This is a genomic window from Arsenicicoccus cauae (genome assembly GCF_043162025.1).
Taxonomy (GTDB): domain Bacteria; phylum Actinomycetota; class Actinomycetes; order Actinomycetales; family Dermatophilaceae; genus Arsenicicoccus; species Arsenicicoccus cauae.
In genome coordinates, this window is record NZ_CP171001.1 from 2,320,626 (window position 1) to 2,337,349 (window position 16,724).

General features: G+C 72.7%; 13 protein-coding genes and 1 riboswitch. Of the genes, 8 read left to right on the forward strand and 5 right to left on the reverse strand.

What is annotated here, in order from left to right:
- Window positions 1-9: 9 nt before the first annotated feature.
- Entirely contained in the window at window positions 10-1,524 is a 1,515-nt protein-coding gene (locus tag ACF3NS_RS10850) for a GAF domain-containing protein (RefSeq protein ID WP_392466044.1), read from the reverse strand.
- A 205-nt stretch (window positions 1,525-1,729) separates the two neighbouring features.
- Between ACF3NS_RS10850 and ACF3NS_RS10855 the strand changes: the two genes are divergently transcribed.
- The 5 genes from ACF3NS_RS10855 to ACF3NS_RS10875 all read left to right on the forward strand — a co-directional run bounded on the left by ACF3NS_RS10855 (window position 1,730) and on the right by ACF3NS_RS10875 (window position 5,281).
- Window positions 1,730-2,773 (forward strand): amidohydrolase family protein, encoded by a 1,044-nt coding sequence (locus ACF3NS_RS10855; RefSeq protein ID WP_392466046.1) that lies wholly within the window; start codon window positions 1,730-1,732, stop codon window positions 2,771-2,773.
- A gap of 2 nt (window positions 2,774-2,775) precedes the next feature.
- The gene (locus tag ACF3NS_RS10860; protein WP_392466048.1) at window positions 2,776-3,573 is read left to right on the forward strand and encodes an iron-sulfur cluster assembly protein; all 798 of its coding nucleotides are present in this window, start codon (window positions 2,776-2,778) and stop codon (window positions 3,571-3,573) included.
- Window positions 3,570-4,604, forward strand: a complete 1,035-nt coding sequence (locus ACF3NS_RS10865; RefSeq protein ID WP_392466049.1) for an NAD(P)-dependent alcohol dehydrogenase — start codon at window positions 3,570-3,572, stop codon at window positions 4,602-4,604. Before ACF3NS_RS10860 ends, ACF3NS_RS10865 begins: the two co-directional genes overlap by 4 nt.
- 126 nt (window positions 4,605-4,730) lie before the next feature.
- Entirely contained in the window at window positions 4,731-4,961 is a 231-nt protein-coding gene (locus ACF3NS_RS10870) for a hypothetical protein (RefSeq protein ID WP_392466051.1), read from the forward strand.
- Window positions 4,958-5,281 (forward strand): putative quinol monooxygenase, encoded by a 324-nt coding sequence (locus ACF3NS_RS10875; protein ID WP_154594096.1) that lies wholly within the window; start codon window positions 4,958-4,960, stop codon window positions 5,279-5,281. Before ACF3NS_RS10870 ends, ACF3NS_RS10875 begins: the two co-directional genes overlap by 4 nt.
- A 178-nt stretch (window positions 5,282-5,459) precedes the next feature.
- Here ACF3NS_RS10875 and ACF3NS_RS10880 read toward each other — a convergent pair whose 3' ends face one another.
- The 4 genes from ACF3NS_RS10880 to ACF3NS_RS10895 all read right to left on the reverse strand — a co-directional run bounded on the left by ACF3NS_RS10880 (window position 5,460) and on the right by ACF3NS_RS10895 (window position 9,974).
- Window positions 5,460-5,996, reverse strand: a complete 537-nt coding sequence (locus ACF3NS_RS10880; RefSeq protein ID WP_154594097.1) for a DinB family protein — start codon at window positions 5,994-5,996, stop codon at window positions 5,460-5,462.
- A 506-nt stretch (window positions 5,997-6,502) separates the two neighbouring features.
- Window positions 6,503-8,032, reverse strand: a complete 1,530-nt coding sequence (gene cobJ, locus ACF3NS_RS10885; RefSeq protein WP_392466053.1) for a precorrin-3B C(17)-methyltransferase — start codon at window positions 8,030-8,032, stop codon at window positions 6,503-6,505.
- Window positions 8,032-8,661, reverse strand: a complete 630-nt coding sequence (locus ACF3NS_RS10890; protein ID WP_392466055.1) for a precorrin-8X methylmutase — start codon at window positions 8,659-8,661, stop codon at window positions 8,032-8,034. The genes cobJ and ACF3NS_RS10890 overlap by 1 nt, the downstream gene beginning before the upstream one ends.
- Complete coding sequence (locus tag ACF3NS_RS10895) at window positions 8,658-9,974, reverse strand: hypothetical protein (RefSeq protein WP_392466057.1); 1,317 nt, start codon at window positions 9,972-9,974, stop codon at window positions 8,658-8,660. The genes ACF3NS_RS10890 and ACF3NS_RS10895 overlap by 4 nt, the downstream gene beginning before the upstream one ends.
- A gap of 193 nt (window positions 9,975-10,167) precedes the next feature.
- Window positions 10,168-10,247, forward strand: a riboswitch (cobalamin riboswitch).
- 48 nt (window positions 10,248-10,295) lie between these two features.
- On the opposite strand from ACF3NS_RS10895, the gene cobN reads away from it, so the two are divergent.
- From cobN to cobO, 3 genes are read left to right on the forward strand one after another with little or no spacing between them, the layout of a single operon-like run.
- Window positions 10,296-13,964 carry a cobaltochelatase subunit CobN gene (gene cobN / locus ACF3NS_RS10900; RefSeq protein ID WP_392466059.1) on the forward strand — a complete coding sequence of 1,223 codons (3,669 nt, stop codon included), beginning with the start codon at window positions 10,296-10,298 and terminating at the stop codon, window positions 13,962-13,964.
- Complete coding sequence (locus ACF3NS_RS10905; RefSeq protein ID WP_392466061.1) at window positions 13,961-16,108, forward strand: VWA domain-containing protein; 2,148 nt, start codon at window positions 13,961-13,963, stop codon at window positions 16,106-16,108. Before cobN ends, ACF3NS_RS10905 begins: the two co-directional genes overlap by 4 nt.
- Window positions 16,108-16,722, forward strand: a complete 615-nt coding sequence (cobO, locus tag ACF3NS_RS10910; protein ID WP_392466062.1) for a cob(I)yrinic acid a,c-diamide adenosyltransferase — start codon at window positions 16,108-16,110, stop codon at window positions 16,720-16,722. Before ACF3NS_RS10905 ends, cobO begins: the two co-directional genes overlap by 1 nt.
- Window positions 16,723-16,724 lie beyond the last annotated feature (2 nt).

Here is a 16,724-nt window from a genome sequence, read left to right on the forward strand (position 1 = left end):
GCGACGGGGTCAGGTCGCGCGGGGGACGTGGATGTCGTAGTGCGCGATCTTGCGGTAGACCGTGGCCCGGCTCATGCCGAGCTCCTCGCCCGCCTCCTTCATCGAGATGCCGGGACGGGTCAGCACCCGGACGATCTCGTCGCGCTCGAACGTCTCGATCCTCGTCAGGCGTCGGGAGGCGCCCGAGAGCACGTCGGCCGGGAGGTGGCGTACGTCGATGGTGTCACTGCGGCGGGCCGCCTGGGTGACCACCTCGACCAGTCGGCGCGCGTTTCCGGGCCACCCGCAGTCGCGCAGCGCCGCCTCGGCGGCGTGGGTGAAGGTGACCTCGCGACCGCGTGCGCGTCGGGCCGCCAGACGCGCGAGCGGGAGCACGTCCTCGGTACGCTCGCGCAGCGGCGGCACCGCCACGATGGTGTCGACGAGCGGTGTCAGGGCCGGCGGGAGCGCGTCGAAGCGACTCGCGGTCATCGCGAACGGGACATGGTCGCCGCCGTGCGCCCGGACCCGCGCCTGCACGACGAGGTCGCGCACGTGCTCGGCCACCCACTCCGGCAGCAGGGCGACGTCGCGGACGAGGATGCTGGTCCCGGGCTTGCCGAGCTCCGGGATCCAGAGCCCCAGCCACGCCTCGCTGTCCTGGGGTGCCGGAGGTGAGGCGGCAAGGATCCGGTCGCGCGGGAAGGCCTGCCGCAGCGCCTGGGCCAGGACGGTCGCCCGCCCGGCGCCCTCCTCGCCTACGGCCAGCACGATCCGCTCGTCGCGGATCGCCGTGCCTGCCCGGCCCAGCACGTCGGCCCAGGCCGGTCCGAGGTCCGCCAGGCTTCCGGTGCCCGGCTCCAGCCGCGAGGTCTCGACCCGGAACACCTCGCCGCGCTGCGGGACCCGCGCCTTCTGGCCGCGCGAGCGCGCCAGCATCATCGCGGAGGTGTTGCTCGCCGCCGACTGGGCGAGCGCGAGCAGGAGGTTGCTCGACTGGGTCGACCACGTGGTGAGGTTGACGCAGCCCTCGAGGTGACCGCTGATCGGGTCGAGCACGGGCACGGCCGCGCACGTGTAGGTGCAGAGGCTGAGGGCGTAGTGCTCGTCGGCGCGGACGACCGTTGGCGCACGGTCTGCGATGGCGAGGCCGAGGCCGTTGGTCCCGACGGCACGCTCGGCGTACGCGAAGCCGGGCGCGAGGTGGACGGCGTCGAGGGCGCGGAGCAGCGAGGTGTCGCCGCTCATCCGGTTGAGGACGAGGCCGTCGGCATCGGTGAGCATGAGGGAGACCGGCTCGTTGATGAGGGTCTGGTGCAGGCTGGCGAGCACCTCGCGGCCGCACTCGAAGAAGAGCGACTCATCGTTGAGCGTGCCGGTGAAGGACGGCTCGACCGCCTCCAACGAGACGCCGTAGTCCTCGCTGCGCTGCCACGAGGCGACGAGGCGATCGGACATCCGTGAGCCGAGGGCGGGGGTGGGGCCGAGCGAGCGCCGCACCTCACGGTGGCGACGGGCCCGCTCGCACACGGCCTGGTCGTCCACCGGGACCACCTGCCTCTCCTGCTCGCCTCCTGTGACCGACGTTACATCCTCGGCTGCGACACGACCTCAGGGATGCGTCTCAAATTGAGACGCCCGCGGATCTCAGATTGAGACGTCGTCGCAGGGCGACGGCCCGTCGCGACGACCTAACCTGCGGAGGGTCGCGTGATCAGCGTCACGTCATGACCCGAGCAGGAGGACGCACATGTACACCAAGGACGGCGAGTCCTACTTCATCGTCGACGCCCACATCGCCCTGTGGGACGCGCGCCCGGAGAACCAGCGCAACATCCACGGCAAGCAGTTCATCGACTGCTTCTACGACTACCACCGCAACCTCTCCCCGGAGGACCAGGCCTGGGAGTACGACGAGTTCCTCTACCAGGGAGGCGAGCGCCTCATGCGCGACGTCTTCGACGCCGGGATCGTCGACCATGCGATCTTCCAGCCGGCTCACCTCGGTGAGTTCTACGCGACGGGCTTCGCGCAGGCCGAGGAGTCGTTCGAGCTCGCGCGGGCCAACCCCGGCAAGCTGACGTACAACCACCACTTCGACCCCCGCAACGGCGAGGCCGGTCTCGACCAGTTTCGGGCCGACCACGAGGCCATGAAGTTCCGCGGGGTCAAGCTCTACACCGCCGAGTGGCACGGGCAGTCGCGGGGCTGGAAGCTGAGCGACCCGTGGGCCTACCGCTACTTCGAGGTGTGCCGCGAGCTGGGCATCACGAACGTGCACATCCACAAGGGCCCGACGATTCGCCCACTCGACCGCGACGCGTTCGACGTCGCCGACGTGGACCACGTCGCCAGCGACTTCACCGACCTCAACTTCGTGGTCGAGCACGTCGGCCTGCCGAGGCTGGAGGACTTCTGCTGGATCGCGACGCAGGAGCCCAACGTGCACGGCGGCCTGGCCGTCGCGATGCCGTTCATCCACACGCGTCCGCGATACTTCGCGCAGATCATCGGCGAGCTCATCTACTGGATCGGCGAGGACCGCATCCAGTTCTCCAGTGACTACGCGATCTGGACGCCGCGTTGGCTCGTGGAGCGCTTCGTCGACTTCCAGATCCCCGACGACATGAGCGAGTACGCCCCGATCACGACAGCGCAGAAGAAGAAGATTCTCGGGCTCAACGCCGCCAAGATGTACGACATCGAGGTGCCGGCCGAGCTCCGTCTGCCCACGGCGGGGGAGACCGCGACCGGGCCCCGCGAACCGGAGCGCGCCGACCTGGCGGCGGTGTGACGATGACGCTCGCACCAGCCCTGACGTCGTACGGCGACGAGGTCCGCATGGCGCTCTCGGCGGTCCTCGACCCGGAGCTCGACGAGCCGATCACCGACCTCGGGTTCGTCCGGTCCGTCGCGGTCGACGATGCCGGGGGAGTGGAGCTGCACCTGCGGCTGCCGACATCGTTCTGCTCGCCGAACTTCGCCTATCTGATGGCCTCCGACAGCAAGGACGTGCTCACGGCGCTTGCGTGGACCGGGCAGGTCGTGGTCGAGCTCGACGACCACCACGACTCCGACAAGATCAACGCCGGGCTCGCGGCCGACGCCGGCTACCGCGGCACCTTCGCCCACGAGGCGGAGGAGTCGCTCGACGAGCTGCGCACGACGTTCCGACGCAAAGCGCACACGGCCGCCATGGAGCGGTGCCTGACCGCCCTGCTGCGCGCCGAGCCCGACCGCGACGTCGAGTCGCTGGGCTCGGTGACCCTGGCCGAGCTCCCGGCCGGACCGCACACCGACGCGCTCCTGAGGCGCCGGGACACCGTCGGACTGCCCCTCGACCCGGATGCCCTGGTGCTCGTCGACCACGACGGGGTGCCGCCGGACGACGTACCCCTCGCCGTGCGGCGGGCCCGGTCCACGCGCATCTCGATCGACGGCAACGCGCACTTCTGCCGCGGCCTCCTCCGGACCCGCTACCCCGGGTCCGAGGAGGACCAGGTCCACCGCCCGGACGGCGCGGAGCGCGCCGACGAGGCGTACGACCCCACCTTCATCCCCCTCACCTCCCTACGGAAGGACCCCCTGTCATGAGCAAGATGCGAGCCGTCCAGGTCGTCGGCTACCACCAGGACCTCGAGATGCGCGAGGTCGACGTCCCCGAGGCCTCGGGACCGTTCGACGTCATCGTGCGGATCGGCGGCGCCGGCGTATGCCGCACTGACCTCCACATCCTCGAAGGACAGTGGGCGGAGAAGACCGGCGTCGCGCTGCCCTACACGATCGGCCACGAGAACGCCGGCTGGGTGCACGCCGTCGGCTCCGCGGTGACGAACGTCCGCGAGGGCGACAAGGTGATCGTGCACCCGCACATCACCTGCGGCCTGTGCCGCGCCTGCCGCACCGGAGACGACGTCCACTGCGAGAACAGCCAGTTCCCCGGCGTCGACACGAACGGAGGGTACGCCGAGTACCTCCGCACGTCGGCGCGTAGCGTCGTGCCCATCGACGACGACCTCGAGCCGGCCGATGTCGCCGCCCTGGCCGACGCCGGGCTGACGGCGTACCACGCAGCGGCGAAGGCGGCGAGGCGGCTGACGCCCCGGGACACCTGCGTCGTCATCGGCGCCGGAGGCCTCGGCCACATCGGCATTCAGGTCATGAAGGCGCTGTCGCCCGCGCGCCTGGTGGTGGTCGACCGAAACCCGGAGGCCCTCAAGCTCGCGCTGGACCTCGGCGCCGACCACGGAGTGGTGGCCGCGGGCAGCCAGGTCGAGGAAGTCCTCGAGATCACCCGCGGCACAGGGGCGGAGGTGGTGCTCGACTTCGTCGGCGAGGGCGGCTCGACCAGCGAGGGCATCGCGATGACACGCCAGGCCGGCGACTACCACGTCGTGGGCTACGGCGAGAACGTCGACGTCCCCACGATCGACCTGATCTCGGCGGAGAAGAACGTGATCGGCAACCTCGTCGGGTCGTACAACGACCTGTGCGACCTCATGGCCCTCGCCGCTCGAGGCGCGGTCACCCTGCACACGCAGAAGTACGCCCTGGACGACTTCCAGACGGCGATCTCGGACCTCGACGCCGGCCGCGTGCGCGGTCGCGCGATCCTCACCCCCTGACAAGGAGCACGAGCCTGAAGTCGTCCGGCGCGCTCCAGGGCTCGGTGATGAGCCGGGGCCTCGGACGTGAGCGCCTCGGCCCTCGCGCTCGCCGTGGTGGTCACGCTCGCGGGCTTTGCGCTGTGAGTGGAGGCGGCGCTGCCGCTGCCGTCGATCATCACGGGCGGGTTCGCCGGCGCGGCCGTCTTCTTCGACACCGGCTTCGACCTCGGCGGCGCGCTCCTGGCGATCGTCGTCGGGACGGTGTTCGTTATCGTGTCGGAGAAGGTCGGCGGGCTCATCCAGTCGTCGATCGGCTCCGCGCAGACCGCCACGACGCGCGTCGCCACCCCCACAACCCGAGGAGACACACGTTGATCTTCATCACCGCCAAGTTCCCCGTCCGTCCTGAGCACGCCGACGCCTGGCCCGAGATCTCCCGTGCCTTCACCGAGGCCACGCGCGCCGAGGAGGGCTGCCTGTGGTTCGAGTGGTCGCGCAGCCTGGACGACAGCAACGAGTACGTCCTCGTCGAGGCGTTCCGCGACGGCGATGCCGGTGGCGCGCACGTCAACAGCGACCACTTCAAGGCTGCCCAGGCCGAGCTGCCGCAGTACCTCTCCGCGACGCCGAAGGTCGTCAGCCAGTCCGTCGACCAGGACGACTGGAGCGAGCTCGGCGAGATGCAGGTCGACTGACCCTCGGCGCGCCGGTGCGCGATCGTGAGCAGCCACGACAGCGCCTTGCCGCTGGCCGCGTCGAACCGAGCACTGGTGCGCCACACCTCGCCGCCTCGTCACCGTCAAGGCCGCGGTCGAGCGGTTGCGCGCCTGACCGGCCCGGCGGCGAACGGGCTGCTGGTCCGGGTCGACCGGATCAGTAGCCCGTCCGGCCGTCGACGGCCTCGCGGAGCAGGTCCATGTGGCCGAGGTGGCGGGCATATTCCTCGACGAGGTGCACCAGGATCCACCTCAGGTTGAGCTGCTCGCCGTGGCGGAGCCCGCGGACGGGCGCGTCCAGGTCGGACCAGGCCGCAGCGGTGGCCCGGGCGGTGACCAGCACCTGCTCGTATGCCGCGACGTCCGCCACCGCAGTCGCCGGCGACCCGTCCTCGAAGTCCCCGTCTGGGCGGTCGGGGGTGCAGTAGCGGTCGGGCACGTCCTCGTCGAGGAGGACCGCGCGCAGCCAGTACTCCTCGACCTCGGTCAGGTGGCGGATGACGCCCAGCAGGCTCAGGCTCGACGGCGGGACCGCGCGTCGGGCCAGATGCTCCGCGTCCAGGCCCGCGACCTTGAGCAGCACCGTCTCGCGGTAGAGCTCGAGCCAGGTGTCGAGGCTCTCGCGGTCACCCGCGAGCTTGGGTGGGTCGATGCGCTCGTCGGCGCGCTCGGGGACGACGTGGTGAGTGGGCATGCGGGCACGCTAGCGCAGCAGCCCGATCCTCATGCAGTCACCCCGTTGCGCGCCGAGGTGGGGAGACGTGCCGGGTGTCGGTGGGGGTGATGACCGTGAGCACCCCGTCCGGGTCGAGGTGCCGGGTGAACCCGGGGGCCTCCATCGCGTAGTTGTGCGCCTCGCACAGGCCGACCGCGTTGTCGGCGCTGGCGGGTCCGCCCCGCGCGTAGGGCCGGGCGGGTCCTCGTGGCGGATGGGCGCGTCGCAGTAGGGGACCCGACAGGTCCCGTCCCGCCGGACGACCAGGCGCCGCACGATCCCGGTGAAGGATCGGCGCTTCGCGTCCATGGACGCCAGCTCGCCGGTGTCGGGGTCCGCGAAGAGACGGCGAAGCCACGATGTCGGGGCAGCTCGCCCGCCAGCTCCCGGTCGGCGCGCAGCTGCGCCGAGCCCGCCGCGTGGCGGATCCGCTCGAGCAGAGTGAGCTGCTGGACGGCGTCGGCCGCGTCGTCGCCATCCAACTTTCAATCCGGATAGCGGCGCGGGGTCCACGCCACGACCTGCGCCGCGCCACCGGGGCGGCGCGTCACCATCTGCGTCTGCGACGACCCGACGAGCAGCAGGGTGCGCATGTCCACCTCGTCGCACGGCAGGTCCGCCAGCCGTATGACGCGCACCCGCTCCTCGGGGCCGCCCACGTCGCGGGCGATCACCACGGGCGTGTGGGGGCCGCGCAGCGACAGGGCCAGCGCCTTCAGCTCCACGACCTGCTCGCGGCGCGAGCGCGAGGCGGGGTTGTAGATCGCGACGACGAGATCGGCCTCCAGGGCTGCCCGCACCCGCGCCGAGACGACCGACCACGGCTTGAGCCGGTCCGACAGCGAGATCGTGGCGTAGTCGTGCCCGAGGGGCGCACCAGCCCGCGCGGCGGCCGCGTGCGCCGCCGTCATGCCCGGGCACACGCGCACCGGGATGTCCTGGTAGCCAGGCTCGCTCGCGACCTCCAGCACCGCGGTCGCCATGGCGAAGACGCCCGGGTCCCCGGAGGAGACGACGGCCACGTGGCGCCCCCGCCGGGCCAGGTCCAGCGCGAAGGCCGCGCGCTCGGACTCCACCTTGTTGTCCGACTCATGGCGGATCTGCCACGGCCGCACCGGGACTCGTCTGACATAGGTGGTGTAGCCCACGAGATCCGTTGCGGCGGCGAGGACTCCGCGAGCCTCGGGGGTGAGCCACTCGGCGCCCGCGGGTCCCGTCCCGACCACGGTGACCGACCCGAGCGGCACCGAGGCACCGACGGCGGGCAGGGGAGCGGGCTTGCGCGGCATACGGCTCGGCAGCAGCACGACGGAGAAGTAGGGGACCTCGGCCGGGTCCACGTCGCGGGCCGGCAGGGCGCGTTCGCCGGACATGGTGGCTCGCTCGACATAGACGGCGTCGTCGAGCCGACCGGCGCGCTCCAGGGCGAAGCGGACGCCGGCGAAGGTGCGGCCCAGCTTCATGATCACGGCGCTGTCAGTCGACTGGAGGGCCGCGACGAGCTCGTCCGCGGGCAGCGTGCCGGGGACCACCGTCAGCAGCTCGGTGTCCTCCACCAGGGGCGTGCCCGCGACGGCGGCGGCGGCCGTGATCGAGGTGACCCCGGGGATCACGGTGGTGTCGTATGCCGCAGCCAGCCGCTGGTGCAGGTGCTGGTAGGAGCTGTAGGTGAGGGGGTCGCCGAGGGACAGCACGGCCACGGTGCGGCCGGCGTCGAGGTGGGTCGCGAGGCGGGCCCGGCACTGCTCGTAGAAGGCGGCGAGCTGGTCGTCGTAGTCGTCGCACTCCTCCGTCGTGACGGGGTAGACGAGCTGCTCCTCGATCACCCCCTCGCGCAGGTGGGGATCGGCGATCAGCCGGGCGGTGGAGCGGCCGTGCCGGGCGGAGTGGTAGACGACGACATCGGCCTCCTCGATGGCGCGAACCGCCTTGAGCGTCAGCAGCTCCGGGTCGCCGGGGCCCAGCCCGACGCCGATCAGCCGGCCGGGCCTCGGGTGGTCGTCCTCGGCGGCCATCACTCGACCTCGGAGGCGATGGCGTTGAGCGCCCCGCACGTGATCGCCGAGCCGCCACCCCGGCCGTGCACGACGAGGTAGTCCAGACCCAGGTCGTTGGCGGCCAGCGCCTCCTTGGACTCGACCGCGCCGATGAACCCGACGGGGATCCCGACCACCGCCGCCGGGCGAGCCTCGGTGTGCCGCAGCAGGTCCAGCAGGTGGAAGAGCGCGGTCGGGGCGTTGCCGATGGCGACGACGGCGCCGTCGAGCCGGTCGCCCCACAGCTCGAGCGCGGCGGCCGAGCGGGTCGTGCCGAGCTGGCGGGCCAGGTCCGGCACCCGCGGGTCGTTGAGCAGGCAGATCACCTCGTTGTCGGCAGGCAGCCGCTTGCGCGTGACCCCGGACGCCACCATCTGCGCGTCGCACAGGATCGGAGCTCCGGCCTGCAGGGCGGCCCGGGCGCGTTGGATCACGCTGGGGGAGTAGGCGATGTCGTCGACGAGGTCGACCTGGCCGCTGGCGTGGATCATCCGCACCGCGACGTAGGCGACATCCTCGGGCAGGTGGTCCAGCCGCGCCTCGCGCCGGATCGTCGCGAAGGACCGGCGGTAGATCTCGGCGCCGTCCTTGATGTAGTCGTGCGTCACGCAATGCTCCCAGCGGTCGTCAGCAGGGCGATGGCCTGGCCGGAGGAGACTCTCTCACGGCTCGGGCCCTGCTGCGGCGCGTGGGAGCCGTCATGCAGGAACATCTCGAACTCGTCGGTGCCGGTCGCCACGAGGGCGTGGTGGGCGGTCGCGGGGTGGCCGCACTGGCGGGCGCATCCGGACCACATGACCGGCAGGCCGTCCAGCGGCTCGGTGCCCAAGGAGTCGACGAGGTCCTGGGCGCGGGCCTGCACGTCAGCGTGGGACCGCGCGCACAGCGGCAGGCCGGTGCAGGCGTGCACGTCGAGCCAGGGGTCGGCCGGGTCGGTGGCCCACCCGGTCCGGGCGAGCGTCTCCCGCAGGGCGGCGGCCTGGTCAGCGGGCACAGCTCGTATGACGACCGCGTGCCACGGCGTCACGCGCAGCTGCCCATCCCCCTGCTCGGCCACGTCGCAGGCGGCGCGCCACCCGGCGCTGCTGACGGCGGCCATCGGCGCCTTCGCCAGCACCGCCACGCGCCCGTCCCCGTCGGGGACCGTCCCCGCGAGGCGGGGCTGCTCGGTGGCGCGGCGCACCGCCTGGTCGGCGGGCTGCAGGGACGCGCCGACCCGGTCGTGCAGGTCGTCGCGGGCGGCGGGGGACAGGTCGTCGACGTTCCAGACCTCCTCGGCGTGGTCCGCACGCACGGCGAGCCAGACCCGGCAGACGTCGGCCAGGGTGGCCGCCACGGCGGCGGGGTCGGCGAGCGGGCCCACGGCACAAGTGTCCTCGTCTCGGCCTGAGCCCAGGGCGAGGACCAGCTGGTCGTGGTGCACCTGGGCGGTCAGGTCGAGCGGCAGGGAGGCGACGTCGCCGGAGCCGTCGTCGAGACCGATGAGGAATCGTCCCGCGAGACCGGTCAGCTCCGGGGCCGCGCAGATGGCCCGGTCCAGCGCCTGGGCGACCGGGATGACGCCGGCTCGCCCGTCGATCCCCGTCAGGGGGCTGACGACGACGTTGCGCGTGCGCTCGTGGGTGCGGGAGGGCAGCAGGCCGGCGGCCTCGACCCGCTCCGGGAACTGCGCGGCGTCGTCCTCGCTCAGGCCGCGCAGCTGCACGTTGGCCCGGGTGGTGAAGAGCACGTGTCCGTCGCCGAGCTCGTCGGCGAGGTCGCCCAGGAGCCGGGCCTGGGCGACGGTCATGGGCGACCCGGCGAGGCGGACGCGCGCGATCTTGCCGTCCGAGGCCTCGAACATGCGCAGCGCCCCGGGGCACTTGTCGGGCACGGCGTGGCGCTCGAGGACGGGCGGGACAGCAGAGGCGGAAGTCACCATGTTCGCCGAGCATAGTGAGGTGCCGGGGAAGCAGATGGGGCGGGGCCAGGTCGCTCGGTGCCCAGGCACCGCAGTACACGTTTCTTGTCGACCAAAGCAGGGGTGTGCCTGCGTCGGGCGGCGACATACGGGCTGCTAGGCTCCCGACCAGCCGGGGTGACCGCCCCGGCGCATACCGCTGACGGCAGCAGCGGAGGAATCCGGTGCAACTCCGGAGCGGTCCCGCCACTGTGAGCGGCCCGGGCGCAGCCCGAGGTCGCGAGCCAGGAACTCCCGCCGTCGACGCCACCCACGGGCGAGGACACCCGGGATAGGACCTGCATGCTGACACTGCTGTCCACGTCGGACACCGACCTGCGCAGCGCACGAGCGGCCGACGGCCCCGTGACCTGGCGCTATGCCAACCCCAACCGCGTCTCCATGGACGAGCTCGACGAGCTGCTGGACGGCACCGACCTCGTCGTCGTGCGTCTCCTCGGCGGACGGCGTGCCTGGGAGGAGGGGCTGGACCACCTGCTGGCGGGCTCGCGGCCCGTCGTCGTCCTGACGGGGGAGCAGGCCCCCGACGCCGAGCTGATGTCCGCCTCCACCGTGCCCGCGGGCGTGGCTGCGCAGGCCCATGCATACCTGGCGCACGGTGGCGCTGACAACCTCGCCGAGCTGGCGTCCTTCCTGTCCGACACGGTGCTGCTGACCGGGAACGGCTTCGCCCAGCCGCAGGCCGCGCCGTCCTGGGGCCCGCTGGACGACACCGTCGCGCTGACCTGCCCCGACGGTGACGAGCGACCCTGCGTCGCCGTCCTCTACTACCGCGCCCACCAGATGAGCGGCAACACGGCCTTCGTGCGTGACCTGGCCGACGCGCTCAAGGCTGCGGGCTCGCGAGCGCTGCCGCTCTATGTCGCGTCGCTGCGCACCCCCGAGCCCGAGCTGATGGCCACCCTGGCCCAGGCCGACGCCGTCATCACCACCGTGCTCGCCGCCGGTGGCACCACCCCCGCCGCCGCGCAGGCCGGTGGCGACGACGACGCGTGGGACGCCGGCGCCCTCGCCGACCTCGACGTACCCGTCATCCAGGCGCTGTCGCTGACCTCCTCGCGCGAGGAGTGGCTGGCCAACGACGACGGCACCACCCCGCTGGACGCCGCCACCCAGGTCGCGGTGCCCGAGTTCGACGGGCGCCTCATCTCGGTTCCCTTCTCTTTCAAGGAGATCGACGAGGACGGCCTGCCCGTCTATGTCACCGACCCCGAGCGCTGCCGCCGCGCCGCCGGGATCGCCCACGCCCACGCCCGGCTGCGCCATGTGCCCCCGGCGGAGCGGCGCATCGCGATCGTGCTGTCCGCCTACCCGACCAAGCACGCGCGCATCGGCAACGCCGTCGGCCTCGACACCCCCGCCTCCACGCTGGACCTGCTGCGGGCCCTGCACGAGCGCGGCTATGACATCGGCCCGCTGACCGGCGAGGGCGCCCTGCCGGGCCTGGAGTCCGGCAACGGCGACGACCTGATCAAGGCGATCATCGCCCGGGGCGGCTACGACCAGGCCTGGCTGACCGAGGACGAGCTGGCGGCAAACCCGTTGCGCGTCAAGGCCTCCGACTACGCACGGTGGTTCGCCGACCTGCACGAGGACTTCCGCGCCGAGATCGTCCAGGGCTGGGGCGAGGCCCCCGGTGAGATGTACCTCGACACCTCCCGCGCCGGTCGCGGCGAGGCCGGCGACCTGGTCTATGCGGGTCTGACCGCCGGCAACGTCGTCGTGCTCGTCCAGCCGCCGCGCGGCTTCGGGGAGAACCCGATCGCGATCTACCACGACCCCGACCTCGCGCCCTCGCACCACTACGTCGCGGCCTACCGCTGGCTGGAGGCGGACCAGGCCGACGGCGGCTACGGCGCCCACGCGATCGTGCACGTCGGCAAGCACGGCAACCTCGAGTGGCTCCCCGGCAAGGGTGCCGCCCTCGCCGGTGACTGCGCCCCCGACGCGGTGCTCGGCAACCTGCCCTTCATCTATCCCTTCCTCGTCAACGACCCGGGCGAGGGCACCCAGGCCAAGCGCCGCTCGCACGCCACCCTGGTCGACCACCTGGTCCCGCCCATGACCCGGGCCGACTCGTATGGCGACATCGCCCGCCTCGAGCAGCTCCTCGACGAGTACGCCACCGTCTCGGCGATGGACCCCGCCAAGGCGCCCGCCGTCCGGCAGCAGATCTGGACGCTCATCCAGGCCGCGCGCCTCGACCACGACCTCGGGCTGACGGATCGGCCCGAGCTCGACGACGCCGACGCCTTCGACGAGTTCGTGCTGCACGTCGACGGCTGGCTGTGCGAGATCAAGGACGTCCAGATCCGTGGCGGACTGCACGTGCTCGGGCAGGAGCCGACCGGCGAGGCCCGCGTCTCGCTGGTGCTGGCGATGCTGCAGGCCACCCAGATCTGGGGCGGCGACCGGGCCCTGCCGGGCCTGCGCACCGCCCTCGGCCTGGACGAGTCGGCCAAGAAGCGCGGCGAGACCGACGCCGTCGAGGCCGCCGCGCGTGCGTTGGTGGAGGGCATGGAGGCTCGCGGCTGGGACGGCGACGCCATCGACGCCGTGCTCACGGCGATGCCGGAGCGCCCGGGGGCGGACCCCGCCGGCATACGAGCCGTGCTGCAGTTTGCCGTGGACGAGGTCGTGCCGCGCCTCGCGGGCACCGGCGGCGAGATCGACGCGGTGCTGCACGCCCTGGACGGCGGCTTCGTCCCGAGCGGACCGTCCGGGTCGCCGCTGCGCGGGCTGGTCAACGTGCTGCCCACGGGGCGCAACTTCTATTCCGTGGACCCTCGCGCCATCCCCAGCCGTCTCGCCTACGAGACCGGGGTGAGCCTCGCCGAGTCGCTGGTGCACCGCTACCGCGAGGACAAGGGGGAGTGGCCCGACTCGGTCGGCCTGTCGCTGTGGGGCACCTCGGCGATGCGCACCGCCGGCGACGACATCGGAGAAGCACTGGCGCTCATGGGGATCCGCCCCATCTGGGACGGCGCGTCCCGGCGCGTCACCAGCCTGGAGCCGATCCCGCTGACCGAGCTCGGGCGTCCGCGGGTCGACGTGACGCTGCGGATCTCCGGCTTCTTCCGCGACGCCTTCCCGCATGCCGTGGGCCTGCTCGACGACGCCGTGCAGCTCGCCGCCTCGCTGGACGAGCCGGCCGGCGACAACTTCGTGCGCGCGCACGTGCAGGCCGACCTGGCGCAGGGGACCGAGCAGCGCAAGGCCACCACCCGCATCTTCGGCTCCCGCCCCGGCACGTATGGCGCCGGCCTGCTGCAGCTGATCGACTCGCGGGACTGGCGCACCGACGCCGACCTCGCCGAGGTCTACGAGGTGTGGGGCGGCTACGCCTACGGCCGCGACCTGGAGGGGGTGCCCGCCCGCGACGAGATGCGCTCGGCCTACCGCCGCATCCGCGTCGCCGCCAAGAACGTCGACACCCGCGAGCACGACATCGCCGACAGCGACGACTACTTCCAGTTCCACGGCGGGATGGTCGCGCACGTCCGGTCGATCACGGGGGAGAGCCCCGAGGCCTACATCGGGGACTCCACCCGCCCCGAGCACGTCGCCACCCGCACCCTGGTCGAGGAGACCAGCCGCGTCTTCCGCGCCCGCGTCGTCAACCCCAAGTGGATGTCCGCGATGCGCCAGCACGGCTACAAGGGCGCCTTCGAGATGGCCGCGACCGTCGACTACCTCTTCGGGTATGACGCCACGACCGGCGTGGTCGCCGACTGGATGTACGACCGGCTCACCCAGGAGTACGTCCTCGACGAGACCAACCGCGAGTTCCTCGCCGAGGCCAACCCCTGGGCGCTGCACGGCATGGCCGAGCGGCTGCTCGAGGCCGTCGAGCGGGGCCTGTGGGAGTCGCCGGACCCGGACGTCCTGGCCGAGCTGCGCGCCGCCTACCTCGACGCCGAGGGTGAGCTCGAGGGGGCGGACGAGCGATGAGCACCGTTACGGCGCAGACGTTCCCGTTCTCCGCGGTCGTGGGGATGGACGACATGGGGCTGGCGCTTTGCCTGTCCGCGGTGTCCCCGGCCATCGGCGGCGTCCTCGTACGCGGCGAGAAGGGCACCGCCAAGTCCACCATGGTGCGCGCCCTCGCCGCCGTGCTGCCACCGGTCAGCGTGGTTGCGGGAGACAGGTTCTCGTGCGACCCGGGGGCGCCGGACCCGGACTGCCCGGACGCCGCCCGGCACGGTGACGGGTCGGTGACGCGGCCCGTGCGCCTCGTCGAGCTGCCCGTCGGGGCGTCCGAGGACCGCGTCGTCGGCTCGCTGCACCTGGACCGGCTGCTGTCCTCGGGGCAGGTCGCCTTCGACCCCGGCCTGCTCGCGCAGGCGCACCGCGGCGTGCTCTACGTCGACGAGGTCAACCTGCTGCCCGACCACCTGGTCGACACGTTGCTGGACTCCGCGGCGATGGGGCGCGCCCGCATCGAGCGGGAGGGCGTATCCGTCACGCACGCAGCCCGGTTCGTGCTGGTCGGGACGATGAACCCCGAGGAGGGGGAGCTGCGCCCGCAGCTGCTCGACCGGTTCGGCCTCGCCGTCGACGTCACCGCGTCGCGCGACCCCCGCGTGCGCGTCGAGGTCGTCCGGCGCCGGATGGCCTACGAGGACTCCCCGGCCACCTTCCAGAGCGCGTATGCCGACGCGGAAGCCGCCCTGGCCAGTCAGATCGTCGCCGCCCAGTCGTTGCTTGGGCGGGTCCGGCTCGGTGACGACGCGATCGAGCGGATCGCCGCGATCTGCGCGGCCTTCGACGTGGACGGGATGCGCGGCGACCTGGTCACCGCCCGGACCGCCGTTGCCCACGCCGCCTGGTGCGGGCGGGACGCGGTGTCGGACGAGGACATTCGTGTCGCGGCCCGGCTGGCGCTGCCGCACCGCAAGCGCCGCAACCCCTTCGACGACGGCGCGGAGCACGACCTCGAGGACATCCTGGACGACACCCTGCCTGAGCAGCCTGACCAGTCTGAGCGGCCCGAGCCGCCGGAGGACCCGGAGGACCCGGATCCGACCGACCCGGATCCGACCGACCCGGAGCCGACAGACCCCGACGGCGGCCCGTCCGGCGACGGGGGCAGCACCCCGCCGACTGGTCAGTCCCCGACGGACACCACCCCGCCGACTGGTCAGTCCCCGACGGACGCCAGCACCGAGGCCGAGGACCCGCAGGGGGACAACCGCACGTCCGGAGCCCCGGCGCGGCCCGGTGGTACGGCGGGGGAGCGGGCCGGATCGGCATACAAGGCACGGCTGCTCACCCTGCCTACCGCGGGCACCGGTGTGGCGGGCAGGCGTTCGACGGCGGACACCGCGACCGGGCGCCACGTGCGCGCCGTCGCCCCGGACGACCCACGAGGACAAGGGATCTCAGTCACCGGCACCGTCCTGCGCGCCGCCTCGCGCGTGGTGTCGGGACGTGCCGCCGGTGACCCGCTGGGGGTGCACCCCGGCGACCTGTGCCGCAGCGTGAGGCGGGGCAAGGAGGGCAACCTCGTCGTCTTCGTCGTCGACACGTCCGGCTCGATGGGCGCCCGGCAGCGCATCCGCGAGGTCAAGACCGCCTGCGTGTCGCTGCTGCTCGACGCCTACCAGCGGCGGGACAAGGTCGCGGTGCTGACCTTTGCGGGGCAGCGGGCCGACCTGGTGCTGCCGCCGACGACCAGCGTCGAGCTGGCCGAGCGGCTGCTCGCCCGCGTGCCCACCGGCGGCCGGACCCCGCTCGCCGAGGGGCTCACCGCCGCCTACGAGCTCGTCCGCCGCGAGCGCGCCAAGGACCCGCACCGCCGCGCGCTGCTCGTCGTGCTGACCGACGGCCGCGCGAGCTCTGGTGGGCGGCAGGCGATCCCGCGCGCCCACCGGGTCGCCGCGGGCATCGCCCACGCCGGCATCGCCAGCGTGGTGGTGGACTGCGAGGAGGCCCGCGCCGGCTTCCGCCTCGGCCTGGCCCGCGACCTCGCGCGCCACCTCCGGGCTGAGCACCTCGAGCTGAGACAGCTCGCGGCGGAGCAGCTGTCGGGCGCCATACGGCAGCGAACCGGCGCCGGCAGCGCCGAGACTCGCACCCCCAGGAGCGTGGCCTGATGCCCAAGGGAGTCCCCACCACCGTCCCGGCCGACGGGCTCACGACGCGCCAGCGCCGCAACCGGCCCCTCGTCGTCGTCCACACGGGTGAGATGAAGGGCAAGTCCACCGCCGCCTTCGGGCTCGCGCTGCGCGGCTGGAACCAGGGCTGGCGCATCGGCGTGTTCCAGTTCGTCAAGAGCGCCAAGTGGAAGGTCGGCGAGGAGAACGCCCTCAAGGCGCTCGGCCGCCTGCACGAGCAGACCGGCGAGGGCGGACCCGTCGAGTGGCACAAGATGGGCGAGGGCTGGTCCTGGACCCGCAAGGCCGGCACCGACGAGGACCACGCCCAGGCTGCGCTCGAGGGCTGGCGCGAGATCCAGCGCCGCCTCGCCGCCGAGGCCCACGACGTCTACGTCCTCGACGAGTTCACCTATCCCATGAAGTGGGGCTGGGTCGACGTCGACGAGGTCGTCACCACGCTGCGCGACCGCCCCGGGCACCAGCACGTCATCATCACGGGTCGCGACGTGGACCCCCGGCTCGTCGAGGCCGCCGACCTGGTCACCGAGATGACCAAGGTCAAGCACCCCATGGACGCCGGGCAGAAGGGCCAGCGAGGCATCGAGTGGTAGAG